The organism is Enterobacter sp. JUb54, from assembly GCF_014298075.1.
Taxonomy (GTDB): Bacteria; Pseudomonadota; Gammaproteobacteria; order Enterobacterales; family Enterobacteriaceae; genus Klebsiella; species Klebsiella lignicola.
In genome coordinates this window covers 3,001,175-3,025,941 of sequence record NZ_CP060418.1, presented here as the reverse complement: position 1 = coordinate 3,025,941, position 24,767 = coordinate 3,001,175, and the positions used below count along the sequence as shown (strand labels likewise).

The 24,767-nt window shown below is 54.4% G+C and carries 19 protein-coding genes, 2 tRNA genes and 3 rRNA genes; 14 read left to right on the top strand and 10 right to left on the bottom strand.

What is annotated here, in order from left to right; all coding sequences use genetic code 11:
* Window positions 1-23 precede the first annotated feature (23 nt).
* The 5 genes from dnaE (at window position 24) to tilS (ending at window position 8,551) form a co-directional block, all read left to right on the top strand.
* Window positions 24-3,506, top strand: a complete 3,483-nt coding sequence (dnaE, locus tag HF679_RS13950) for a DNA polymerase III subunit alpha (RefSeq protein WP_123757401.1) — start codon at window positions 24-26, stop codon at window positions 3,504-3,506.
* A 12-nt stretch (window positions 3,507-3,518) separates the two neighbouring features.
* Entirely contained in the window at window positions 3,519-4,478 is a 960-nt protein-coding gene (gene accA / locus HF679_RS13945) for an acetyl-CoA carboxylase carboxyl transferase subunit alpha (protein WP_045859732.1), read from the top strand.
* A gap of 113 nt (window positions 4,479-4,591) precedes the next feature.
* A complete protein-coding gene (locus HF679_RS13940) occupies window positions 4,592-6,730 on the top strand; it encodes a lysine decarboxylase LdcC (RefSeq protein WP_123757400.1) in 2,139 nt (712 codons plus the stop codon).
* A gap of 60 nt (window positions 6,731-6,790) precedes the next feature.
* A complete protein-coding gene (locus tag HF679_RS13935; RefSeq protein ID WP_123757399.1) occupies window positions 6,791-7,180 on the top strand; it encodes a VOC family protein in 390 nt (129 codons plus the stop codon).
* 69 nt (window positions 7,181-7,249) lie between these two features.
* On the top strand, window positions 7,250-8,551 hold the full coding sequence (gene tilS / locus HF679_RS13930; RefSeq protein ID WP_123757695.1) for a tRNA lysidine(34) synthetase TilS: 1,302 nt from the start codon (window positions 7,250-7,252) through the stop codon (window positions 8,549-8,551).
* Window positions 8,552-8,566: 15 nt separating this feature from the next.
* On the opposite strand, the gene rof is transcribed toward tilS, so the two are convergent.
* Together rof and HF679_RS13920 are read right to left on the bottom strand one after the other, a co-directional pair.
* Window positions 8,567-8,827 carry a Rho-binding antiterminator gene (gene rof / locus HF679_RS13925; RefSeq protein WP_123757398.1) on the bottom strand — a complete coding sequence of 87 codons (261 nt, stop codon included), beginning with the start codon at window positions 8,825-8,827 and terminating at the stop codon, window positions 8,567-8,569.
* Window positions 8,814-9,014, bottom strand: coding sequence for a YaeP family protein (locus HF679_RS13920; RefSeq protein WP_123757397.1), 201 nt, complete (start codon window positions 9,012-9,014; stop codon window positions 8,814-8,816). Before HF679_RS13920 ends, rof begins: the two co-directional genes overlap by 14 nt.
* Window positions 9,015-9,210: 196 nt before the next feature.
* Between HF679_RS13920 and HF679_RS13915 the strand changes: the two genes are divergently transcribed.
* Genes HF679_RS13915 through nlpE form a run of 3 tightly spaced genes read left to right on the top strand, consistent with a single transcriptional unit; the run spans window position 9,211 to window position 10,907 of the window.
* The gene (locus HF679_RS13915) at window positions 9,211-9,756 is read left to right on the top strand and encodes a YaeQ family protein (RefSeq protein ID WP_123757694.1); all 546 of its coding nucleotides are present in this window, start codon (window positions 9,211-9,213) and stop codon (window positions 9,754-9,756) included.
* Window positions 9,753-10,166, top strand: coding sequence for an alternative ribosome rescue aminoacyl-tRNA hydrolase ArfB (gene arfB / locus HF679_RS13910; RefSeq protein WP_123757396.1), 414 nt, complete (start codon window positions 9,753-9,755; stop codon window positions 10,164-10,166). Before HF679_RS13915 ends, arfB begins: the two co-directional genes overlap by 4 nt.
* A 42-nt stretch (window positions 10,167-10,208) precedes the next feature.
* The gene (gene nlpE / locus HF679_RS13905; RefSeq protein WP_187042138.1) at window positions 10,209-10,907 is read left to right on the top strand and encodes an envelope stress response activation lipoprotein NlpE; all 699 of its coding nucleotides are present in this window, start codon (window positions 10,209-10,211) and stop codon (window positions 10,905-10,907) included.
* Window positions 10,908-10,987: 80 nt separating this feature from the next.
* Here nlpE and proS read toward each other — a convergent pair whose 3' ends face one another.
* The 6 genes from proS to metN form a co-directional block, all read right to left on the bottom strand.
* Complete coding sequence (gene proS / locus HF679_RS13900) at window positions 10,988-12,706, bottom strand: proline--tRNA ligase (protein ID WP_187042137.1); 1,719 nt, start codon at window positions 12,704-12,706, stop codon at window positions 10,988-10,990.
* A gap of 110 nt (window positions 12,707-12,816) precedes the next feature.
* Entirely contained in the window at window positions 12,817-13,524 is a 708-nt protein-coding gene (gene tsaA / locus HF679_RS13895) for a tRNA (N6-threonylcarbamoyladenosine(37)-N6)-methyltransferase TrmO (protein WP_187042136.1), read from the bottom strand.
* On the bottom strand, window positions 13,521-13,928 hold the full coding sequence (gene rcsF, locus HF679_RS13890) for an Rcs stress response system protein RcsF (RefSeq protein WP_123757392.1): 408 nt from the start codon (window positions 13,926-13,928) through the stop codon (window positions 13,521-13,523). Before rcsF ends, tsaA begins: the two co-directional genes overlap by 4 nt.
* A gap of 108 nt (window positions 13,929-14,036) precedes the next feature.
* The gene (metQ, locus tag HF679_RS13885) at window positions 14,037-14,852 is read right to left on the bottom strand and encodes a methionine ABC transporter substrate-binding lipoprotein MetQ (RefSeq protein ID WP_123757391.1); all 816 of its coding nucleotides are present in this window, start codon (window positions 14,850-14,852) and stop codon (window positions 14,037-14,039) included.
* A gap of 82 nt (window positions 14,853-14,934) precedes the next feature.
* Window positions 14,935-15,588: a methionine ABC transporter permease MetI gene (locus HF679_RS13880; RefSeq protein WP_041144154.1), complete on the bottom strand. Its 654-nt coding sequence runs from the start codon at window positions 15,586-15,588 to the stop codon at window positions 14,935-14,937.
* The gene (gene metN / locus HF679_RS13875; RefSeq protein WP_123757390.1) at window positions 15,581-16,612 is read right to left on the bottom strand and encodes a methionine ABC transporter ATP-binding protein MetN; all 1,032 of its coding nucleotides are present in this window, start codon (window positions 16,610-16,612) and stop codon (window positions 15,581-15,583) included. Before metN ends, HF679_RS13880 begins: the two co-directional genes overlap by 8 nt.
* Window positions 16,613-16,801: 189 nt before the next feature.
* On the opposite strand from metN, the gene gmhB reads away from it, so the two are divergent.
* The 6 genes from gmhB to HF679_RS13845 all read left to right on the top strand — a co-directional run bounded on the left by gmhB (window position 16,802) and on the right by HF679_RS13845 (window position 22,909).
* Complete coding sequence (gene gmhB / locus HF679_RS13870; protein WP_123757389.1) at window positions 16,802-17,368, top strand: D-glycero-beta-D-manno-heptose 1,7-bisphosphate 7-phosphatase; 567 nt, start codon at window positions 16,802-16,804, stop codon at window positions 17,366-17,368.
* A gap of 375 nt (window positions 17,369-17,743) precedes the next feature.
* A 16S ribosomal RNA gene (locus tag HF679_RS13865) occupies window positions 17,744-19,283 on the top strand.
* 84 nt (window positions 19,284-19,367) lie between these two features.
* Window positions 19,368-19,443, top strand: a tRNA-Glu gene (locus tag HF679_RS13860).
* A 218-nt stretch (window positions 19,444-19,661) separates the two neighbouring features.
* Window positions 19,662-22,566 (top strand): 23S ribosomal RNA (locus tag HF679_RS13855).
* A 95-nt stretch (window positions 22,567-22,661) separates the two neighbouring features.
* A 5S ribosomal RNA gene (rrf, locus tag HF679_RS13850) occupies window positions 22,662-22,777 on the top strand.
* Together the 16S, 23S and 5S rRNA genes with 2 tRNA genes alongside form the textbook arrangement of a ribosomal RNA operon.
* 55 nt (window positions 22,778-22,832) lie before the next feature.
* A tRNA-Asp gene (locus tag HF679_RS13845) sits at window positions 22,833-22,909 on the top strand.
* Window positions 22,910-22,973: 64 nt separating this feature from the next.
* On the opposite strand, the gene HF679_RS13840 is transcribed toward HF679_RS13845, so the two are convergent.
* Both HF679_RS13840 and HF679_RS13835 read right to left on the bottom strand, forming a co-directional pair.
* Complete coding sequence (locus tag HF679_RS13840; protein ID WP_154143584.1) at window positions 22,974-24,254, bottom strand: TRAP transporter large permease; 1,281 nt, start codon at window positions 24,252-24,254, stop codon at window positions 22,974-22,976.
* Complete coding sequence (locus HF679_RS13835; protein WP_174510473.1) at window positions 24,251-24,721, bottom strand: TRAP transporter small permease; 471 nt, start codon at window positions 24,719-24,721, stop codon at window positions 24,251-24,253. The genes HF679_RS13840 and HF679_RS13835 overlap by 4 nt, the downstream gene beginning before the upstream one ends.
* Between the last annotated feature and the right edge of the window lie 46 nt (window positions 24,722-24,767).

Sequence of the window (24,767 nt, the reverse complement as noted above, 5' to 3'; positions counted from 1 at the left end):
AATAAGTAAACCGGAATCTGAAGATGTCTGAACCACGTTTCGTCCACCTACGGGTGCATAGCGACTATTCCATGATCGATGGGCTGGCAAAAACCGGGCCGCTGGTAAAAAAGGCGGCCTCACTGGGTATGCCTGCGCTGGCGATCACCGATTTTACTAACCTCTGTGGTCTGGTGAAGTTCTACGGCGCGGGACATGGCGCAGGGCTGAAACCGATCGTCGGGGCAGATTTTCACGTCCAGAGCGAGCTGATGGGTGATGAGCTCACCGAATTAACGGTTCTGGCGGCCAACAATACCGGTTATCAAAACCTGACGCTGCTGATTTCCCGTGCCTACCAGCGCGGCTACGGCGCGCTGGGGCCCTGTATCGATCGCGACTGGCTGATTGAACACCAGGAAGGGCTGATTCTGCTTTCCGGCGCCCGCAAAGGTGACGTCGGCATCAGTCTGATGCGTGGCAACATGCCGCTGGTCGAACAGTGCGTCGCTTTCTACGAAGAACATTTCCCGGACCGCTACTATCTGGAGCTGATCCGCACCGGCCGTGCCGATGAAGAAGCCTACCTGCATGCCGCTGTGCAACTCGCCGAAGCGCGCGGGTTGCCGGTTGTTGCCACCAATGACGTACGCTTTCTGGAAACCGGCGACTTCGATGCCCATGAGATCCGCGTTGCGATCCATGACGGTTTTACCCTCGATGATCCGAAACGCCCACGTAACTATTCGCCGCAGCAATATATGCGCAGCGAAGACGAAATGTGCGAGCTGTTCTCCGATATTCCCGAGGCGCTGGAAAATACCGTCGAAATAGCCAAGCGCTGCAACGTGACCGTGCGTTTAGGCGAATACTTCCTGCCGCAGTTCCCGACCGGGGAGATGACGACGGAAGATTTTCTGGTCCTGAAATCGAAAGAAGGTCTGGAAGAGCGTCTGGAATTCCTGTTCCCGGATCCGGCTGTCCGCGCGGAGAAGCGTCCCGCCTATGATGAGCGTCTGGACATTGAGCTCCAGGTGATTAACCAGATGGGCTTCCCCGGCTACTTCCTGATCGTCATGGAGTTTATCCAGTGGTCGAAGGATAACGGCGTGCCGGTCGGGCCAGGCCGTGGTTCTGGTGCCGGTTCATTAGTTGCTTACGCCTTAAAAATTACCGATCTCGACCCGCTGGAATTCGATCTGCTGTTCGAACGTTTCCTCAACCCGGAACGTGTCTCGATGCCCGACTTTGACGTCGACTTCTGCATGGAGAAACGCGACCAGGTTATCGAGCACGTGGCGGACATGTACGGCCGCGACGCGGTATCGCAGATCATCACCTTCGGTACGATGGCGGCGAAAGCGGTTATCCGTGACGTGGGGCGCGTGCTTGGCCACCCGTACGGGTTTGTAGACCGTATTTCAAAACTGGTGCCGCCAGATCCGGGCATGACGCTGGCGAAAGCCTTTGAAGCCGAGCCGCAGCTGCCGGAAATCTACGAAGCTGACGAAGAAGTTAAAGCGCTGATCGACATGGCGCGAAAACTGGAAGGCGTCACGCGTAACGCCGGTAAACATGCCGGGGGCGTGGTTATCGCGCCGACCAAAATTACCGATTTCGCCCCGCTGTATTGCGATGAAGCCGGGCTGCATCCGGTGACCCAGTTTGACAAAAACGACGTGGAATACGCCGGACTGGTCAAGTTCGACTTCCTCGGCCTGCGTACGTTGACCATCATCAACTGGGCACTGGAGATGATCAACAAGCGGCGGGAGAAGCAAGGCGAAGCGCCGCTGGATATTGCAGCGATCCCGCTGGATGACAAGAAAAGCTTCGATATGCTGCAGCGTTCGGAAACCACCGCGGTATTCCAGCTTGAATCGCGCGGCATGAAAGACCTGATCAAGCGCCTGCAGCCTGACTGTTTTGAAGATATGATCGCTCTGGTGGCGCTGTTCCGCCCCGGCCCCCTGCAATCGGGGATGGTAGATAACTTTATCGACCGTAAGCATGGCCGCGAAGAGATCTCTTACCCTGACGTGCAGTGGCAACACGAATGCCTGAAACCGGTACTTGAGCCAACCTATGGCATCATCTTGTACCAGGAACAGGTCATGCAGATCGCCCAGGAGCTTTCCGGCTACACGCTGGGCGGCGCGGATATGCTGCGTCGTGCAATGGGTAAGAAAAAACCCGAAGAGATGGCCAAGCAGCGCGGGACCTTCGAGGATGGGGCGAAGAAAAACGGCGTCGACGGCGAGCTGGCGATGAAAATCTTCGACCTGGTAGAGAAATTTGCCGGTTATGGGTTTAACAAATCGCACTCGGCTGCCTACGCGCTGGTTTCTTACCAGACGCTGTGGTTAAAGGCGCACTATCCGGCGGAATTTATGGCGGCGGTAATGACCGCGGATATGGATAACACCGAGAAAGTGGTCGGGCTGGTGGATGAATGCTGGCGCATGGGGCTGAAAATCCTGCCGCCGGACATTAACTCCGGGCTGTACCATTTCCACGTCAATGACGACGGTGAGATAGTCTATGGCATCGGCGCGATTAAAGGCGTCGGCGAAGGCCCCATTGAAGCGATTATTGAAGCGCGTAACGAGGGCGGCTATTTCCGCGAGCTGTTCGACTTGTGCGCCCGTACCGACATCAAAAAACTGAACCGTCGGATACTGGAAAAACTGATTATGTCCGGGGCATTTGACCGCCTCGGCCCGCATCGTGCAGCGTTAATGAATTCGCTGAGTGATGCGCTCAAGGCCGCCGATCAACATGCGAAAGCCGAGGCGATTGGCCAGGCAGATATGTTTGGGGTGCTGGCAGAAGAGCCAGAACAGATCGAGCAGTCTTATGCCAACTGCCAGCCGTGGCCGGAGCAGGTGGTGCTGGACGGGGAAAGGGAAACGCTCGGTCTGTATCTGACGGGACACCCCATCAACCAGTATTTGAAAGAGATTGAGCGCTACGTGGGTGGCGTGAGACTCAAAGACATGCATCCGACCGATCGTGGTAAAGTGACCACGGCGGCGGGGCTCGTGATTGCCGCGCGGGTAATGGTCACCAAGCGTGGTAATCGTATCGGCATCTGTACGTTGGATGACCGTTCCGGGCGTCTGGAGGTGATGTTATTCACCGACGCGCTGGATAAATATCAGCAATTGCTGGAAAAAGACCGCATACTTATCGTCAGCGGACAGGTCAGCTTTGATGACTTCAGCGGGGGGCTTAAAATGACCGCCCGTGAAGTGATGGACATTGACGAAGCCCGGGAAAAATATGCTCGCGGGCTTGCTATCTCGCTGACGGACAGGCAAATTGATGACCAGCTTTTAAACCGACTCCGTCAGTCTCTGGAACCCCACCGTTCGGGAACTATTCCAGTACACCTCTATTATCAGAGGGCGGATGCACGCGCGCGGTTGCGTTTTGGCGCAACATGGCGCGTCTCTCCGAGCGATCGTTTACTCAACGATCTGCGTGGCCTTATCGGCTCGGAGCAGGTGGAACTGGAGTTTGACTAATACAGGAATACTATGAGTCTGAATTTCCTTGATTTTGAACAGCCGATTGCAGAGCTGGAAGCGAAAATCGATTCCCTGACTGCCGTAAGCCGTCAGGATGAGAAACTCGATATTAACATCGACGAAGAAGTGCATCGTCTGCGTGAAAAAAGCGTAGAACTGACGCGTAAAATCTTCGCCGATCTTGGTGCATGGCAGGTTGCTCAACTGGCTCGCCATCCACGTCGCCCGTACACCCTGGATTATGTCCGCCTGGCTTTCGACGAGTTTGACGAGCTGGCTGGTGACCGTGCTTACGCTGACGACAAAGCTATTGTCGGTGGTATTGCGCGTCTGGACGGGCGTCCGGTGATGATTATCGGCCATCAGAAAGGGCGCGAAACGAAAGAAAAAATTCGTCGCAACTTCGGGATGCCGGCACCGGAAGGCTACCGTAAAGCGCTGCGTCTGATGGAGATGGCCGAGCGTTTTAAAATGCCGATCATCACCTTTATCGACACCCCAGGGGCTTACCCGGGCGTCGGTGCAGAAGAGCGCGGCCAGTCTGAAGCGATTGCCCGTAACCTGCGCGAAATGTCACGTCTGAGCGTGCCGGTCATCTGTACCGTTATTGGTGAAGGTGGCTCCGGTGGCGCACTGGCGATCGGCGTTGGCGACAAGGTCAACATGCTGCAGTACAGCACCTACTCGGTTATTTCACCGGAAGGCTGCGCATCCATTCTGTGGAAAAGCGCCGATAAAGCCCCGCTGGCTGCCGAAGCGATGGGGATCGTAGCCCCGCGTCTGAAAGAGCTGAAGCTTATCGACTCCATTATTCCGGAACCTCTGGGCGGCGCACATCGCAACCCGGAAGCCATCGCGGCAAGCCTGAAGGCGCAGCTGCTGGCCGATCTGGCGGATCTCGATACGCTGAGCGAAGAAGAGCTGTTAAACCGTCGCTACCAGCGTCTGATGAGCTACGGTTACGCCTGATAATCGCCAGGCTTAACGCGATCAGGGGTCGGATTTTCCGGCCCCTTTTTTATGTGCGATACGCCAGCGCGATTGATATGATGCCTGACTTAGGTTAATTCCAGGAGGAAAGCGTGAATATCATCGCCATCATGGGGCCACACGGCGTCTACCACAAAGACGAACCGATCAAAGAGCTGGAAGCTGCCCTGCAACGGCAAGGCTTTCAGACCATCTGGCCGCAAAACAGCGCCGACCTGCTGCAGTTTATTGAACATAATCCTCGGATCTGCGGAGTCATCTTTGACTGGGATGAGTACAACGTCGATCTGTGCAGCGATATCAATCAACTGAACGAATACCTCCCGCTTTATGCCTTTATCAACGCGCACTCGACGATGGACGTCAGCAGCCAGGATCTGCGCATGACGCTGTGGTTCTTCGAATATGCGCTGGGTCTGGCACAAGAGATAGCCACCCGCATCGCCCAATACACCCGCGAATATCTGGATAACATCACGCCGCCGTTTACCAAAGCGCTGTTCAATTATGTGGAGGAGGGGAAATATACCTTCTGTACGCCAGGGCATATGGGGGGAAGCGCATACCAGAAAAGCCCGGTTGGCTGCCTGTTTTATGACTTCTTCGGCGGCAATACGCTCAAAGCCGATGTCTCTATTTCGGTGACCGAACTGGGGTCGTTGCTGGATCACACCGGCCCGCATCTGGAAGCGGAAGAGTATATCGCTCGCGCTTTTGGCGCGGAACAGAGCTACATGGTGACCAACGGGACCTCGACCTCGAACAAAATTGTTGGCATGTACTCAGCGCCGGCTGGCAGCACGCTGCTTATCGACCGTAACTGCCATAAGTCACTGGCGCATCTGCTGATGATGAGCGACGTCGTTCCGTTGTGGCTGAAACCGACTCGCAATGCGCTGGGTATTCTCGGTGGGATACCGAAACGTGAATTTACCCGCGACAGCATTCAGCAAAAGGTCAACGGGACGGGGGGCGCAGCGTGGCCGGTGCATGCGGTGATCACCAACTCCACCTATGACGGCCTGCTCTATAACACCACCTGGATCAAAGAGACGCTTGATGTGCCGTCGATCCATTTTGATTCTGCCTGGGTGCCCTATACCCACTTCCACCCGATCTACCAGGGGAAGAGCGGAATGAGCGGCGATCGCATTCCCGGCAAGGTGATCTTCGAAACGCAATCCACGCACAAAATGCTGGCAGCGCTGTCGCAGGCGTCGCTTATTCACATCAAAGGTAGCTACGACGAAGATACCTTTAATGAAGCTTTTATGATGCATACCTCAACGTCCCCGAGCTATCCCATTGTCGCCTCGATAGAAACCGCGGCGGCGATGCTGCGTGGCAACTCCGGTAAACGCTTGATCCAGCGTTCGATCGAGCGGGCGCTCGACTTCCGCAAAGAGGTTCAGCGCCTGCGCGAAGAGTCTGACGGCTGGTTCTTTGATATCTGGCAGCCGGAAGATATTGAACAGGCGCAGTGCTGGCCGGTGGCAAGCGGTGAGCGCTGGCACGGTTTTAGCGATGCTGACGACGATCATATGTTCCTCGACCCGGTGAAGGTGACGATCCTGACGCCGGGTATGGATGAACAAGGCAAGATGGATGATGAAGGTATTCCCGCCGCGCTGGTGGCGAAATTCCTCGATGAGCGCGGCGTGGTGGTGGAGAAAACCGGCCCCTATAACCTGCTGTTTCTGTTCAGTATCGGCATCGATAAAACCCGGGCAATGGGGCTGCTACGCGGCCTGACCGAGTTTAAGCGTGCCTACGATCTTAACCTGCGGGTGAAGAATATGCTGCCGGATCTCTACGCAGAAGATCCTGACTTCTACCGCAATATGCGGATTCAGGATCTGGCGCAGGGGATCCACCGTCTGATCCGTCAGCACCAGCTGCCGCAATTGATGCTCAGCGCCTTTGATGTTCTGCCGGAAATGAAGATGACGCCGAATAAGGCCTGGCAGCGGCAAATTAAAGGTGAAGTGGAAACCATTGAGCTGGAAAATCTGGTCGGGCGGATCTCGGCAAATATGATCCTGCCGTATCCGCCGGGCGTGCCGTTGCTGATGCCAGGCGAGATGATTACCGAAGAAAGCCGGACGGTACTCGATTTCCTGCTGATGCTCTGCTCGATTGGCCGCCATTATCCCGGCTTTGAAACCGATATCCACGGGGCGAAGCGTGACGAGGATGGCGTATACCGGGTACGAGTCTTAAAAAATGACTAACGGCTTGCGCCGCGATGAGCGGCGCGAGTAACCTGGTCTGCAATAACAGAAGGAGTAGACATGCTGGGTTTAAAACGGGTTCACCATATTGCCATCATCGCCACCAACTATGCGCAGAGCAAAGCCTTCTACTGCGATATCCTGGGTTTTACGTTGCAGAGCGAGTTCTACCGCGAAGCGCGTGATTCCTGGAAGGGCGATCTGGCGTTGAACGGCGAATATGTGATTGAGCTGTTCTCTTTCCCGTTCCCGCCGGCCCGACCCAGCCGCCCGGAAGCCTGCGGCCTGCGTCATCTGGCGTTTAGCGTGGATGACATCGATGCGGCGGTTGCCCATCTGGAGGCACACGGCGTGGCCTGTGAAGCGGTGCGTATCGATCCCTTTACCGGTAAACGCTTTACCTTTTTTAGCGATCCCGACGGTCTGCCGCTCGAGATTTATCAACAGTAACCCTTGTCAGAGTAAGTCCTGCCCGGTAACGTGCCGGACTATCTCTCCCCAGCCAGCACTATCATGATGATGACGCCCGATATTGCGCAACGCCTTCAACCGTACCGCCAGTTTTTAGTCGCCTTCAGCGGCGGCCTGGATTCGACGGTACTTTTACATCAGCTGGTCTGCTGGCGTGAGCGGGACCCGACGCTGCAGCTCCGGGCTATCCATATTCACCATGGTCTGAGCGCCAATGCCGACAGCTGGGTGGCGCACTGCCAGCAGGTTTGTCAGCAGTGGCAGGTGCCGCTGGTGGTTGAGCGTGTGACCCTGACAGATGAGGGGCTCGGCGTGGAGGCGCATGCCCGACAGGCGCGTTATCAGGCTTTCCGGGCGGCGTTGCTGCCGGGCGAGGTGCTGGTGACGGCTCAGCATCTCGACGACCAGTGTGAAACCTTCCTGCTGGCGCTCAAACGAGGCAGCGGCCCGACCGGGCTGGCGGCGATGGCGGCATCCTCTGAATTTGCCGATACCCGGCTGCTGCGTCCGCTGCTGAACAGCCGCCGTGAGGCGCTGCTAGAGTGGGCCCTAAGCCATCAGCTCCAGTGGATTGAGGATGAGAGCAATCAGGATGATGCCTACGATCGTAACTTTCTTCGTCTGCGGGTGGTCCCGCAGCTAAACGCCCGTTGGCCTCACTTTAGCGAAGCGGTGGCCCGCAGCGCCGGGCTGTGCGGCGAGCAGGAACAGCTGCTGGATGAACTGCTGGCCGAAGATCTGGCCAGGCTGGTGGCCGCTGATGGCTCGCTGGCTATCGAACCGCTGGCCGCCATGAGCGCGCCACGGCGCGCGGCGCTGCTGCGGCGATGGCTGGCAGGACAGCACGCGCCGATGCCCTCCCGCGAGGTTCCGGAGCGTATCTGGCGTGAAGTGGCCCTGGCGCGCGAAGATGCGTTTCCCTGCCTGCGGCTTGGGGACTTTTGCGTACGTCGCTATCAGCAGCGTCTGTGGTGGGTGAGATACCTGCCTGGTCAGGCCGATCTCATCGTGCCGTGGCCCGATTATCGTCAGCCATTAGCGCTGCCGGAAGGCCTGGGCGAGCTGGCATTGCCAGGCGGCGGGCCATTGCGTAGGCCGCGCCCGGAAGAGGTGGTGACGGTGCGCTTTCGTGCCAGCGGCCATCTGCATATTGTTGGTCGTCACGGTGGGCGCAAGCTGAAGAAAATCTGGCAGGAGTTGGGTGTTGCTCCCTGGCGTCGCGATACTACGCCGCTGCTGTTTTACGGCGATACGCTGATTGCCGCGGCGGATGCACTGTTTGTCACCCGTGAAGGGGAAGTGAGGGAAGGCGAGGGGATGCAACTGATGTGGAGGAAAACGGGCGGCTGAGCCACCCGTTTTTATTCAGGACTCACTCACCACCACGGTACCGATTTCCGGGTGGCTGAAGCTGGCGATTTTATCCAGACGTAGCTCACGAGCATTCCCGCTCAGCTCCACCACCAGATACTCGATATTTTTGCGCGAGATAAGATCGGTGGCCTTAGCCTGCAACTGCTCGCCGTCTTTGAGCGTCAGAACAAGCACCAGATGGTGCTGGCAGGCAAGCTCGAGATTGTCATAATCATCACAGTTGATGGGTTGATAAGTATCATTCATTGACATAATCGCTCACCAGTAAGTTTGCTGCCGCATACGCGGCCTTTTCCCTGACTGACTCCGAAAGGGCCTCATCCGCCGCAATTTCATTCAATACTTTCAACACGCAACCCAGCGCATTCGGGATATACCCCAGGTCTCCGCTGGCTATTTCCGCATATCGCTTGCGTATTAACTCACAATATTGCTCCACATTCCCTCCTGTCAGTATGCTGACTCAACCGTGGGATGCAAGTTTAAGCCTACGAAGATACACTCTGTTTAGCAAGGTGACTATACCATAGTCATTTAAGCAATATCAGCAGGATGAAAAGGGGACCGCGGATTGTCGGCAGCCTTTTGTCGTGAGTTTCGCTACAATGTACGCCATTTTTTTCGGGAGTTTATTCATGGCGCTGAAAGCGACAATTTATAAGGCAACGGTGAACGTCGCCGATCTGGATCGCAACCAGTTTCTGGATGCCAGCCTGACGCTGGCACAGCATCCGTCGGAAACCCAGGAGCGCATGATGTTACGCCTGCTGGCGTGGATCAAATACGCCGACGAGCGTCTGCAGTTTACCCGCGGTTTGTCGTCTGATGATGAGGCGGAGCTATGGTTGCTCAACGATCATCTCGGCGTTGACCTGTGGATTGAACTCGGTTTACCGGATGAGCGGCGGATTAAAAAAGCCTGCTCGCGTTCGCAGGAAGTGGTGTTGTTTACCTACAATAGCCGGGCGGCGGAAATCTGGTGGCAGCAAAATAAGAGTAAAATGGCGCAGTTCAGCAAGCTGACGGTATGGTATCTGGATGATGCTCAGCTGGCCCAGCTCAGCGCATTTGCCGATCGCTCGATGGTATTACAGGCCACGATCCAGGACGGCAGCATCTGGTTATCGGACGCTAAGAATAATCTGGAAATTAATTTAACGGCGTGGCAACCGCCAGCATGATTATGATTAGCCGCAGCGTTGCTATTCCCGACGAAGAGGTGACCCTGTCGGGGATCCGCGCGCAGGGCGCGGGCGGTCAGCACGTTAATAAGGCGTCAACCGCCATCCATCTGCGGTTTGACATTAAAGCTTCAAGCCTGCCTGAGTATTATAAAGAACGCCTGCTGGCCGCCAGTCACCACTTAATTTCTGCCGACGGTGTGGTTATTATTAAGGCTCAGGAATACCGCAGTCAGGAAATGAATCGCGAAGCGGCGCTGTCTCGCCTGGTTGCGTTAATTAAAGAATTAACCGTAGTGCAAAAAAGCCGCCGTGAGACCCGGCCGACTCGGGCGTCAAAAGAGCGGCGCCTTGCCTCGAAAGCGCAAAAATCCTCAGTCAAAGCACTGCGTGGGAAAGTTCGTCAGTAAGCGCTATGGCGAACCGGTGGAATGGATTATAAGGAATTAACAGTGAAGAAAATCGTACTCTCAGTGGTAGCAGCGTGTTCGCTCTTTGCGCTATTTGGCTGTAACCATCGTTCGGATGTCGAGATGCTGCAGCCCGCACCGATGGAAGAGCTGAAGCCGATGCAGCAAAGCTGGCGCGGTGTTTTGCCCTGCGCTGATTGTGAAGGCATCGAAACCACGCTGTTCCTCGAAAAAGACGGTAGCTGGGTGATGAACGAACGCTATCAAGGGGTCAGCCGTGAGCCGTCATCATTTGCCTCATACGGCACCTGGGCGCGTACCGCGGATAAGCTGGTACTGACCGACAGCAAAGGCGAGAAATCCTATTACCGTGCGAAGGGAGACTCGCTGGATATGCTCGATCGTGAAGGCAATCCGATTGAGTCGACGCTGAACTATACCCTGACATCAGTCAAAGCCAGCCTGCCGACCACGCCGATGACCATGCGCGGCATGTATTTCTATATGGCGGATGCGGCGACCTTCACTGATTGTGCGACCGGAAAACGGGTTGCGGTGGCGAACAATGCGCAGCTGGAACGTGATTATGCAGCGGCTCGCGGCACACAAACGCGTCCGGTACTGCTGGTGGTGGACGGGCACTTTACCCTGGAAGCCAATCCTGACAGCGGCGAAATGGTGAAAACCCTGAAGGCGGATAAAGATATTAAATTTGTCCCGGGTAAAAACTGTAATCAGTAACCGGTCATGGCTGTAATACCGGTAGCACGGATATAAAAAAGGCCCCGCAGATGCGGGGCCTTTTACATTCATCAGCGGGATTAGCCTTTGATAGCGCGAACCAGATAGTCCACGATGTCACCGGTTTTAATCAGGTGCTTCTCGCCATTACGGCGATATTTATATTCGATATCGTCGTTGTCGAGGTTACGATCGCCGAGCACGATGGTATGCGGAATACCAATCAGCTCCATATCAGCAAACATGACGCCCGGACGCTCTTTACGGTCGTCCATCAGCACTTCAATGCCCTGCGCGCGCAGTTCGGCATACAGCTTCTCTGCCAGTTCCTGCACACGGTAAGACTTGTGCATGTTCATCGGCAGGATCGCGACCTGGAACGGTGCAATTGCGTCAGGCCAGATGATTCCACGATCGTCAAAGTTCTGCTCAATGGCTGCCGCAACGACACGCGTCACCCCAATACCGTAACAACCCATGGTCAGGACCTGGTTACGGCCATCTTCGCCCTGTACGGAGGCGTTCATCGCCTGGGAGTACTTGGTCCCCAGCTGGAAGATGTGACCGACTTCGATGCCGCGCTTAATCAGCAGCGTGCCCTGACCATCCGGGCTCGGATCGCCTGCGACGACGTTACGGATGTCTGCGACTTCCGGCGTGGTGACATCGCGATCCCAGTTGATGCCAAAGTAGTGTTTACCATCGATATTGGCGCCGGCAGCGAAATCGCTCATGACGGCAACGGTACGGTCGATAACCACGGGAATCGGCATATTCACCGGACCCAGAGAACCTGGACCGGCTTTAACGATGGCGCGGATCTCTTCTTCGGTCGCGAAGGTCAGCGGGCTGGCAACCTGCGGCAGTTTTTCCGCTTTGACTTCGTTCAGCTCGTGGTCACCGCGAACCAGCAGCGCAACCAGCGGGTAGCTGCCGCCTTCAACTGCTTTAACCAGCAGCGTTTTGACGGTTTTTTCAATCGGCAGATTGAACTGTTCGACCAGCTCGGCGATGGTTTTCGCATTCGGCGTATCGACCAGGGTCATCTCCTGGGTAGCAGCGGCGCGCGGCGCTTTTGGCGCGACGGCTTCTGCGAACTCGATGTTAGCGGCGAAATCAGAGCTGTCGGAGAAGATCACGTCATCTTCGCCGCTCTGCGCCAGCACCTGGAATTCGTGCGATGCGCTACCGCCGATAGAACCGGTGTCAGCCTGTACCGCGCGGAAATCCAGGCCCATACGGCTGAAGATTTTGCTGTAGGCGGCGTACATCGCGTCGTAGGTTTCCTGCAGAGATTCCTGAGAGGTATGGAAAGAGTAAGCATCTTTCATCAGGAATTCACGGGAACGCATTACGCCGAAACGCGGACGGACTTCGTCACGGAACTTGGTCTGAATCTGGAAGAAGTTCAGCGGCAGCTGCTTGTATGAGTTCAGCTCGTTACGGATCAGGTCAGTGATCACTTCTTCATGCGTCGGACCGAGGACAAACGGACGGTCGCCACGGTCAGCAATACGCAGCAGTTCCGGGCCGTACTGTTCCCAACGACCACTCTCTTGCCACAGTTCAGAGGGCTGAACTACCGGCATTAACACCTCGATTGCACCGGCGTTGTTCATCTCTTCACGCACGATGTTTTCGACTTTTTTCAGGACGCGCACGCCGGTCGGCAGCCAGGTGTACAACCCGGAGGCCAGCTTACGGATCATCCCGGCGCGCAGCATCAACTGATGGCTGATGACTTCGGCGTCGGCAGGTGTCTCCTTTTGTGTGGAGAGCAGGTATTGGCTAGTACGCATGTTGTTACGGTTCCATTTGGACGATCGGAACAGGCTGGGGACCAGCCTGAAACAAAAAAGTGGTTTAGTTTACCAGTGTGGCAAAGATGCCAAAAGAGAGGAAAATAAAATTACCGTGGTTCAAGGGCAAAGACTTCAAAACCCGACGGGATAACACGCCAGCGGACGTTGAAATCAAGCAGCCAGACGGCATAGGTTTTTCCTGCTTCTTCCTCTTTACGATAGGCAGGACGCGGATCCTGCGCCAGCACCTCACGGATAAACGCTTTCAGGTGTGGATAGCGCTTTTCCAGTGCGACAAGCTGCGTGTCCAGTTCAGGCGTAAAGCTTACTGTCATTTCTGCCAGCGGCGCCTGCTGGGCATAGCTGGCGCTGGCATCCGGCAGCGCTTCGGCAAACGGCAGATAGGGTTTGATATCCACCACCGGGGTGCCATCCACCAGGTCCAGGCTCCCGAGCTGCAGGATAACCTGCTCTTTCTGGCAGCGGATGCCTTTGAGTTCGACCAGCGACATCCCGATGGGATTCGGGCGGAACGTTGAACGCGTGGCGAACACGCCCATCCGCGCATTCCCGCCGAGACGGGGAGGGCGCACGGTAGGGCGCCAGCCACCTTCCATTGTTTGATGGAAGACAAACAGCACCCACAGATGGCTAAAGTCTTCCAGACCGCGAACGGCGTCCGCCTGATTATAGGGCGGCAGCAAATGCAGTTCGCCACCACCATTTTTGACCAGCCCTGGCTGGCGCGGCACGGCAAACTTTTCTTTATAGGGCGAACGAATCACGCCTATCTGCGCGAACTGGAAAGCATTCATTGCGCCGAAACGTTAAGCGCGGAACCCAGACAAACGGCCTGACGATAGCATCCCGGTGTACCGCTGGTGACTTCACAGCTGTGCAGAAGGACCGCGTTAGCTTTCATTTTAGCGGCGTTAATTTGCAGACGCTTGCGGGCGGTCGGGATATTTGGCGGCGAATCCTGGTTGCTGGCCTGGCATGATTCGCCAGTCACTTCACCCAGATCGCGGAAAGGCTTGCCGACCAGTGCGGATGCATCGGTATAGATTCTTACCGGCGCCGGACGCGGTGCTTTCGGTTTTGCCGTTTCCGTTTTAGCGGGTGCCGTTGCGGTGCTTTGTACAGGTTCGACGGGAGATCTGCTTAGCATTGAACAGCCGCTTAACATGAGCGCTAACAAACAGACCGGTAAAGCACGCATAGGAATTCCTCAAAAAATAATCAAACAGGGCGCTATTGAATCAGGCGCTTGCATAAATGACAAGACGGGCATAAAGCCCGTCCTGAATGATATTACGGTGAAAAAAGATTACCAGCCTTTCACAGCACCGCCGTTAAAGATTTTGTTCGCCGCTTCGTAAACTTCATCGCTCTGGTATGCCTGAACAAATTTCTTCACATTTTCGGCATCTTTGTTGTCTTCGCGAGCAACAATCAGGTTCACGTACGGAGAGTCTTTATCTTCAACGAAGATACCATCTTTCGCCGGAGTCAGACCGATCTGGCTGGCGTAGGTGGTGTTGATCACCGCCAGAGAGATCTGCGCATCATCCAGAGAGCGCGGCAGCTGCGGTGCTTCCAGCTCAACAATCTTCAGGTTTTTCGGGTTTTCAACGATATCCAGAGAGGTCGGCAGCAAGCCAACGCCTTCTTTCAGTTTGATCAGACCCACTTGCTGCAGCAGCAGCAGGGAGCGGCCGAGGTTGGTCGGGTCGTTAGGAATCGCAATCTGAGAGCCCGGCTGCAGTTCGTCCAGAGATTTGATTTTCTTAGAGTAACCGGCAATCGGGTAGACAAAGGAGTTGCCGACGGCAACCAGCTTGTAACCACGGTCTTTAATTTGCTGATCGAGGTACGGCTTATGCTGGAAGGCGTTGACGTCGATGTCGCCTTTGCTCAGCGCTTCGTTTGGCAGAACGTAATCGTTAAAGGTCACCAGCTCTACGTCGAGACCGTATTTCTCTTTCGCCACTTTCTGGGCAACTTCAGCAACCTGCTGCTCTGCACCCACAATGACGCCGACTTTAATATGGTTCGGGTCTTTCTCGTCCTGACCACAACCCACCAGAGCCAGAGAACCGATTAACGCGCCGACTGCCGCAAAGGTTTTGAAATTAAAGGCCATGTTATTTCCTTTCTGTAAGAGTCTTTGTGTACACGAGTCATCAGACCGCCCGGAGACGGCCCGAATGATGGTGTGTTGTGTGTTATTTGTGAGTCACAGCCCGGACGATACGATCGCCAGAGAATTGGATTAAATAAACCAGAATAACCAGTAATACCAGTACCGTATTCATTACCGTTGCGTTGTAGCCGATGTAGCCGTACTGATAGCCAATCTGCCCAAGACCACCGGCACCCACCGCACCGCCCATGGCGGAATAACCTACCAGGGTAATCAGGGTGATGGTGGCGGCGTTCACCAGCCCCGGCAGCGCTTCTGGCAGCAGCACCTTGCGGACGATCTGCATCGGTGTTGCGCCCATTGCGCGGGAAGCTTCAATCAACCCGGTCGGGATTTCGAGCAGCGCGTTTTCCACCATACGGGCGATAAACGGCGCGGCGCCAACCGTCAGCGGCACAATCGCCGCCTGCAGGCCGATTGAGGTACCGACAATCACGCGGGTGAATGGAATCATCCACACCAGCAAGATAATGAAAGGAATAGAACGGAAGATGTTAACCAGCGCGGAGAGCGTCCGGTAAAGCTTCGCGTTGGCCGCAATCTGTCCTGGACGGGTCACGTACAGCAGCACGCCGACAGGCAGGCCGAGGACAAAACCGAAGAAGCCGGAGACAAACGTCATGGCCAGCGTTTCCCATACGCCGCGCAACAGCAGCCAAATCATTGCCTCAGACATAGCCCAGTACCTCTACTTTTACATGGTGTTCCTGCAACCAGGCGATAGCAGCCTGGGTATCTTCCTGCGTGCCGTGCATCTCGGTCAGCATAATGCCGAACTTCACGCCGCCGGCGTAATCCATCTGCGCGCTAATAATGTTGTTATTCACATTAAAGCGACGGGCGGTTTCAGAGAGCAACGGGGCATCAACAGAATGGCCGGTAAACTCCATGCGCAGCATTGGTACGCTATCCGGTTGCGCGGTTGGCTTCAGGCGGGCCTGATAATCGTCCGGAATATCCAGATGCAGCGTGGACTGAATAAACTGCTGTGCCAGCGGGGTCTTCGGATGAGAGAAGACTTCACTCACCGTATCCTGCTCGATCAGCTGACCGTTACTGATGACCGCGACGCAATCGCAGATGCGTTTGACGACGTCCATCTCGTGGGTGATCAGCAGAATCGTCAGGCCAAGGCGACGGTTGATATCTTTCAACAGTTCAAGGATGGAACGCGTGGTTGCCGGATCCAGGGCGCTGGTGGCTTCGTCACACAGCAGCACCTTCGGGTTGCTTGCCAGGGCGCGTGCAATCGCGACACGTTGTTTCTGCCCGCCGGAAAGGTTGGCCGGGTAGCTGTCATGTTTATCGGCAAGGCCGACGAGATCCAACAGCTCGGTCACGCGACGTTTAATTTCTGCCTGCGGGGTGTTGTCCAGCTCCAGCGGCAGCGCGACGTTGCCAAAAACGGTACGGGAAGCCAGCAGGTTAAAGTGCTGGAAAATCATGCCAATCTGGCGACGTGCGCGGGTCAGTTCTTTTTCAGAAAGCGCAGTCAGTTCCTGGCCACCAACCTGAACGCTACCTTCTGTCGGACGTTCAAGCAGGTTAACGCAGCGAATGAGCGTACTTTTACCAGCACCAGATGCGCCGATGACGCCATAAATTTGTCCGGCAGGGACATGCAGGCTGACATCGTTCAGCGCCTGTATGGTGCGATTCCCTTGCTGGAACACTTTGGTGATATTCGAAAGTTTAATCATCAGTTATTTATTATCGTTTAGCCGTTTGCCGTGGCATTTTCTTCTGCCGTGTCCAGGCGATGCCTGTCAATGAAATGGATGTTAAGGCATCCAGACGTCTAAATCAATCCAGCTGCTGAATAATGAGCACTTTCTTGCATAGCGAAACATGCGATACTAATCAGACTAGCCTTTATCAGGAGCATTACGGTGGCAAAGTCAGTACCCGCAATTTTTCTCGACCGTGACGGCACAATTAATGTCGATCATGGCTATGTCCACGAAATCGACAACTTTGAGTTTATCGATGGCGTCATTGATGCGATGCGTCAATTAAAGGAGATGGGATTCGCCCTTGTGGTGGTCACCAATCAATCCGGCATCGCGCGCGGAAAGTTTACGGAAGCGCAGTTTGAAACGCTGACGGAATGGATGGACTGGTCACTGGCCGATCGCGGTGTTGACCTGGACGGTATCTATTATTGTCCGCATCACCCGCAGGGGACGGTGGAAGAGTATCGCCAGACCTGTGATTGCCGTAAGCCGCACCCGGGGATGTTCGTCTCTGCGCGTGACTACCTTCATATTGATATGGCCGCTTCTTATATGGTTGGCGATAAAATTGAAGATATGCAGGCTGCAGCTGCTGCTTCTATAGGGACTAAAGTGCTGGTTCGTACCGGCAAGCCCGTCACGCCAGAAGCGGAAAATGCCGCTGATTGGGTACTGAATAGCCTGGCAGACCTGCCTGAAGCTATCAAAAAGCAGCAAAAATAAGCGTTACGTATAAAAGATGAGCGGTTGAAATAAAAATGCATTTTTCCGCTTGTCATTCCCGGCTGGCTCCCTATAATGCGCCTCCATCGACACGGAACAACGGCAAACAAGCCGCCGGGTTGAAAGAGAAAACTTCTGAAAATGAGGTTGACTCTGAAAGAGGAAAGCGTAATATACGCCACCTCGCGACAGAGCGCCAAGCGCCGTCGCACTGCTCTTTAACAATTTATCAGACAATCTGTGTGGGCACTCAAAGTGACATGGATTCTTAACGTCCTCGGACGAAAAATGAATACCAAGTCTCAGTGAGTGAACATACGTAATTCATTACGAAGTTCTTTTCTTTAGAAATAAAGAAACACGAGCGTCAAACTTAAATTGAAGAGTTTGATCATGGCTCAGATTGAACGCTGGCGGCAGGCCTAACACATGCAAGTCGAGCGGTAGCACAGAGAGCTTGCTCTCGGGTGACGAGCGGCGGACGGGTGAGTAATGTCTGGGAAACTGCCTGATGGAGGGGGATAACTACTGGAAACGGTAGCTAATACCGCATAACGTCGCAAGACCAAAGTGGGGGACCTTCGGGCCTCATGCCATCAGATGTGCCCAGATGGGATTAGCTAGTAGGTGGGGTAATGGCTCACCTAGGCGACGATCCCTAGCTGGTCTGAGAGGATGACCAGCCACACTGGAACTGAGACACGGTCCAGACTCCTACGGGAGGCAGCAGTGGGGAATATTGCACAATGGGCGCAAGCCTGATGCAGCCATGCCGCGTGTATGAAGAAGGCCTTCGGGTTGTAAAGTACTTTCAGCGAGGAGGAAGGCATTAAGGTTAATAACCTTAGTGATTGACGTTACTCGCAGAAGAAGCACCGGCTAACTCCGTGCCAGCAGCCGCGGTAATACGGAGGGTGCAAGCGTTAATCGGAATTACTGGGCGTAAAGCGCACGCAGGCGGTCTGTTAAGTCAGATGTGAAATCCCCGGGCTCAACCTGGGAACTGCATTTGAAACTGGCAGGCTTGAGTCTTGTAGAGGGGGGTAGAATTCCAGGTGTAGCGGTGAAATGCGTAGAGATCTGGAGGAATACCGGTGGCGAAGGCGGCCCCCTGGACAAAGACTGACGCTCAGGTGCGAAAGCGTGGGGAGCAAACAGGATTAGATACCCTGGTAGTCCACGCTGTAAACGATGTCGACTTGGAGGTTGTTCCCTTGAGGAGTGGCTTCCGGAGCTAACGCGTTAAGTCGACCGCCTGGGGAGTACGGCCGCAAGGTTAAAACTCAAATGAATTGACGGGGGCCCGCACAAGCGGTGGAGCATGTGGTTTAATTCGATGCAACGCGAAGAACCTTACCTACTCTTGACATCCAGAGAACTTAGCAGAGATGCTTTGGTGCCTTCGGGAACTCTGAGACAGGTGCTGCATGGCTGTCGTCAGCTCGTGTTGTGAAATGTTGGGTTAAGTCCCGCAACGAGCGCAACCCTTATCCTTTGTTGCCAGCGGTTCGGCCGGGAACTCAAAGGAGACTGCCAGTGATAAACTGGAGGAAGGTGGGGATGACGTCAAGTCATCATGGCCCTTACGAGTAGGGCTACACACGTGCTACAATGGCATATACAAAGAGAAGCGACCTCGCGAGAGCAAGCGGACCTCATAAAGTATGTCGTAGTCCGGATTGGAGTCTGCAACTCGACTCCATGAAGTCGGAATCGCTAGTAATCGTAGATCAGAATGCTACGGTGAATACGTTCCCGGGCCTTGTACACACCGCCCGTCACACCATGGGAGTGGGTTGCAAAAGAAGTAGGTAGCTTAACCTTCGGGAGGGCGCTTACCACTTTGTGATTCATGACTGGGGTGAAGTCGTAACAAGGTAACCGTAGGGGAACCTGCGGTTGGATCACCTCCTTACCTGAAGAACCTGCCTTTGTAGTGTCCACACAGATTGTCTGATGAAAAGTAAATAGCAAGGCGTCTTGCGATTGAGACTTCAGTGTCCCCTTCGTCTAGAGGCCCAGGACACCGCCCTTTCACGGCGGTAACAGGGGTTCGAATCCCCTAGGGGACGCCACTTGCTGGTTTGTGAGTGAAAGTCGCCGACCTCAATATCTCAAAACTGGTTCTCCGGAATCACGTTTGAGATATTTGCTCTTTAAAAATCTGGATCAAGCTGAAAATTGAAACGACACACTGTTTCCTTTCTCCGTAATAAGAAAGGAAAAATGGTGTGTTCGAGTCTCTCAAATTTTCGCAATGCGGACTGTTTTACGAAACAGCTTCGGGTTGTGAGGTTAAGCGACTAAGCGTACACGGTGGATGCCCTGGCAGTCAGAGGCGATGAAGGACGTGCTAATCTGCGATAAGCGTCGGTAAGGTGATATGAACCGTTATAACCGGCGATTTCCGAATGGGGAAACCCAGTGTGTTTCGACACACTATCGTTAAGTGAATACATAGCTTAACGAAGCGAACCGGGGGAACTGAAACATCTAAGTACCCCGAGGAAAAGAAATCAACCGAGATTCCCCCAGTAGCGGCGAGCGAACGGGGAGGAGCCCAGAGTCTGAATCAGCGCGTGTGTTAGTGGAACGGTCTGGAAAGTCCGGCGGTACAGGGTGATAGCCCCGTACACTAAAATGCACACGTTGTGAACTCGAAGAGTAGGGCGGGACACGTGGTATCCTGTCTGAATATGGGGGGACCATCCTCCAAGGCTAAATACTCCTGACTGACCGATAGTGAACCAGTACCGTGAGGGAAAGGCGAAAAGAACCCCGGCGAGGGGAGTGAAAAAGAACCTGAAACCGTGTACGTACAAGCAGTGGGAGCCTACTTGTTAGGTGACTGCGTACCTTTTGTATAATGGGTCAGCGACTTATATTCTGTAGCAAGGTTAACCGTATAGGGGAGCCGCAGGGAAACCGAGTCTTAACTGGGCGTTAAGTTGCAGGGTATAGACCCGAAACCCGGTGATCTAGCCATGGGCAGGTTGAAGGTTGGGTAACACTAACTGGAGGACCGAACCGACTAATGTTGAAAAATTAGCGGATGACTTGTGGCTGGGGTGAAAGGCCAATCAAACCGGGAGATAGCTGGTTCTCCCCGAAAGCTATTTAGGTAGCGCCTCGTGAACTCATCTTCGGGGGTAGAGCACTGTTTCGGCTAGGGGGTCATCCCGACTTACCAACCCGATGCAAACTACGAATACCGAAGAATGTTATCACGGGAGACACACGGCGGGTGCTAACGTCCGTCGTGAAGAGGGAAACAACCCAGACCGCCAGCTAAGGTCCCAAAGTCACAGTTAAGTGGGAAACGATGTGGGAAGGCACAGACAGCCAGGATGTTGGCTTAGAAGCAGCCATCATTTAAAGAAAGCGTAATAGCTCACTGGTCGAGTCGGCCTGCGCGGAAGATGTAACGGGGCTAAACTGTGCACCGAAGCTGCGGCAGCGACACTATGTGTTGTTGGGTAGGGGAGCGTTCTGTAAGCCGTTGAAGGTGGCCTGTGAGGGTTGCTGGAGGTATCAGAAGTGCGAATGCTGACATAAGTAACGATAAAGCGGGTGAAAAGCCCGCTCGCCGGAAGACCAAGGGTTCCTGTCCAACGTTAATCGGGGCAGGGTGAGTCGACCCCTAAGGCGAGGCCGAAAGGCGTAGTCGATGGGAAACAGGTTAATATTCCTGTACTCGGTGTTACTGCGAAGGGGGGACGGAGAAGGCTATGTTAGCCGGGCGACGGTTGTCCCGGTTTAAGCATGTAGGCGGGAAGTTTAGGTAAATCCGGACTTCTGTTAACGCTGAGGTGTGATGACGAGGCACTACGGTGCTGAAGTAACAAATGCCCTGCTTCCAGGAAAAGCCTCTAAGCATCAGGTAACATCAAATCGTACCCCAAACCGACACAGGTGGTCAGGTAGAGAATACCAAGGCGCTTGAGAGAACTCGGGTGAAGGAACTAGGCAAAATGGTGCCGTAACTTCGGGAGAAGGCACGCTGATGGTAAGTGAAGCGACTTGCTCGTGGAGCTGAAATCAGTCGAAGATACCAGCTGGCTGCAACTGTTTATTAAAAACACAGCACTGTGCAAACACGAAAGTGGACGTATACGGTGTGACGCCTGCCCGGTGCCGGAAGGTTAATTGATGGGGTTATCCGTAAGGAGAAGCTCTTGATCGAAGCCCCGGTAAACGGCGGCCGTAACTATAACGGTCCTAAGGTAGCGAAATTCCTTGTCGGGTAAGTTCCGACCTGCACGAATGGCGTAATGATGGCCAGGCTGTCTCCACCCGAGACTCAGTGAAATTGAACTCGCTGTGAAGATGCAGTGTACCCGCGGCAAGACGGAAAGACCCCGTGAACCTTTACTATAGCTTGACACTGAACATTGAGCCTTGATGTGTAGGATAGGTGGGAGGCTTTGAAGCGTGGACGCCAGTCTGCGTGGAGCCAACCTTGAAATACCACCCTTTAATGTTTGATGTTCTAACGTAGACCCGTGATCCGGGTTGCGGACAGTGTCTGGTGGGTAGTTTGACTGGGGCGGTCTCCTCCCAAAGAGTAACGGAGGAGCACGAAGGTTAGCTAATCCTGGTCGGACATCAGGAGGTTAGTGCAATGGCATAAGCTAGCTTGACTGCGAGCGTGACGGCGCGAGCAGGTGCGAAAGCAGGTCATAGTGATCCGGTGGTTCTGAATGGAAGGGCCATCGCTCAACGGATAAAAGGTACTCCGGGGATAACAGGCTGATACCGCCCAAGAGTTCATATCGACGGCGGTGTTTGGCACCTCGATGTCGGCTCATCACATCCTGGGGCTGAAGTAGGTCCCAAGGGTACGGCTGTTCGCCGTTTAAAGTGGTACGCGAGCTGGGTTTAGAACGTCGTGAGACAGTTCGGTCCCTATCTGCCGTGGGCGCTGGAGAATTGAGGGGGGCTGCTCCTAGTACGAGAGGACCGGAGTGGACGCATCACTGGTGTTCGGGTTGTCATGCCAATGGCATTGCCCGGTAGCTAAATGCGGAAAAGATAAGTGCTGAAAGCATCTAAGCACGAAACTTGCCCCGAGATGAGTTCTCCCTGACTCCTTGAGAGTCCTGAAGGAACGTTGAAGACTACGACGTTGATAGGTCGGGTGTGTAAGCGTAGCGATACGTTGAGCTAACCGATACTAATGAACCGTGAGGCTTAACCTTACAACGCCAAAGCTGTTTTGGTGATTAGAGAGAAGATTTTCAGCCTGATACAGATTAGTCAATATGTCTTTAAGACGTGTTGATAACAGAATTTGCCTGGCGGCGATAGCGCGGTGGTCCCACCTGACCCCATGCCGAACTCAGAAGTGAAACGCCGTAGCGCCGATGGTAGTGTGGGGTCTCCCCATGTGAGAGTAGGGAACTGCCAGGCATCAAATTAGCAGTGAAACCGGGGCAATAAACCGGTTGTTGTAAAGAAATTCGGTGGAGCGGTAGTTCAGTCGGTTAGAATACCTGCCTGTCACGCAGGGGGTCGCGGGTTCGAGTCCCGTCCGTTCCGCCACTTATTTAGAAGCCGTATCGCTGTAAAGCGATACGGCTTTTTTCGTCTGAAATTCGACCCCTGCTTACATCAGTGCTTCAGGTAAAAACAGGATCAACGACGGGAAGATAACCAGAAGCCCAATAAACAGGAAAAAGGCGATCAGATAGGGCAGCGAGGCTCTGACGAAAGCCACGGTATTACAGTTTAGTATGCCGCATACCGTATACATACAGATCCCCACCGGCGGGGTATTCGCGCCCAGTAACGTGAGCACCACGAAGATGATCCCGAAGTGGATCGGATCAAATCCCGCTTCAGTGGCTATTGGCAACAATATCGGGGTCAGCAGCAAAATAATCACGCTGCCATCGAAAATCATGCCGGCTACGGCGATAAATACTAGCAGCAGGAGCAGAATACCGTAGCGGTTGTCTGTCAGCGACGTCAGGACTTCTGCCAGAGACTGCGGGATTTGATCGATGATCGTGATATGACCGAGAATAGCGGCAGACATGATAAGCAGCATCACCACGCCAATATCGCTGATGGTCTCTTTCAGCACTTCCCAAAATGCCTGGTTATCCAGTTCCTTATAGATATAACGACCGATGATAAAGGCATACAGCACAATGAAGGCCCCGGCCTCCGTGGTGGTGAAAAAGCCCATGCGGATCACCAGAATCAGAACCACTGGGAACATCAGGGCCCAGAATCCGTTCTTAAAGCTTATCCAGACATCATGACGCGTCGGCAGGCGGGTCATTTCCGGCTTGATCCCCATTCGTTTAGCCATGACATAGTTTGTCCCCATCAGAATCACCGTCAGCAGAAGCCCGGGGATCACGCCGGCCATAAACAGTTTGCCAATCGAAACATTACCCACGAAACCATACAGAATAAGCAGAATACTGGGAGGAATGGTCGCGGTGATCAGCGAGCTGAAGGCAATAACTACGGCGGTGAAGGGTTTAGGGTATCCCTGTTTTACCATGGGCACGCCGAGAACCCGCGCCTGCATTGCGGCATCTGCGGTGGCTGAGCCAGATACTCCGCCCAGCAGGCAAGCAAGCAGCACGTTAATCTGCGCCATTCCGCCGATCATCCAGCCAGAAATAATTCGGGCAAAATCCAGCAGGCGAGTCGTGACCCCCGTTTTATTCAGCAGATTTCCCACCAGTAAAAACAACGGGGTAGCCATGATGGGGAATGATTGCGTCGGGGCCGAGAATTTCTGAAATGCGATGCCTGGCGGCATGAAGTCATCAAAAAAGAAAAAGCTCAGCGCGGAAATGGCAATCACAAACCCGACGGGCATTCTGATAATCAGCAAGACGACAAACAGGAAACAGGTCAGCAGGATCATAATTCCGACACCTCGGCAGATTCCGGACACCCTGACATCATATGCAGGGCGGTATTGATGAACATGAGGAGACATCCGGTAGGCACCGCGCTGTTCAGCCAGGCGGATGACAGGCCGGTGACCGGCAGCTGGCTGGCTGCGGTCGCGAGGGTAAAGCTATAGCCGTACCAGACGCCGCAGCCCAGGAAAATCAGGATCAATGTTTCGTTAAACCAGGTACAGCAGCGACGGGCGTTCTCTGACAGCAGACGCACCACCGCATCGACGCCAATATGCCTGCGGACCTGAAGGGCATAATCGATGGCCAGCACTGAAATCCAGGCAAAAATAACCATCGCTATTTCCAGAGACCAGATCAGTGGATGCCCGACGGCCCGTCCGACACCACCTGCCAGAATAATAATGACAATAGAAGCCAGCCCGATCCTTGCAATAGCAAGCTCGGCCTGACGAAAGCGGTTATACATAATCAGTCCTTGCACAAAAGAAGAGGTACGCCTGGGCATACCTCGG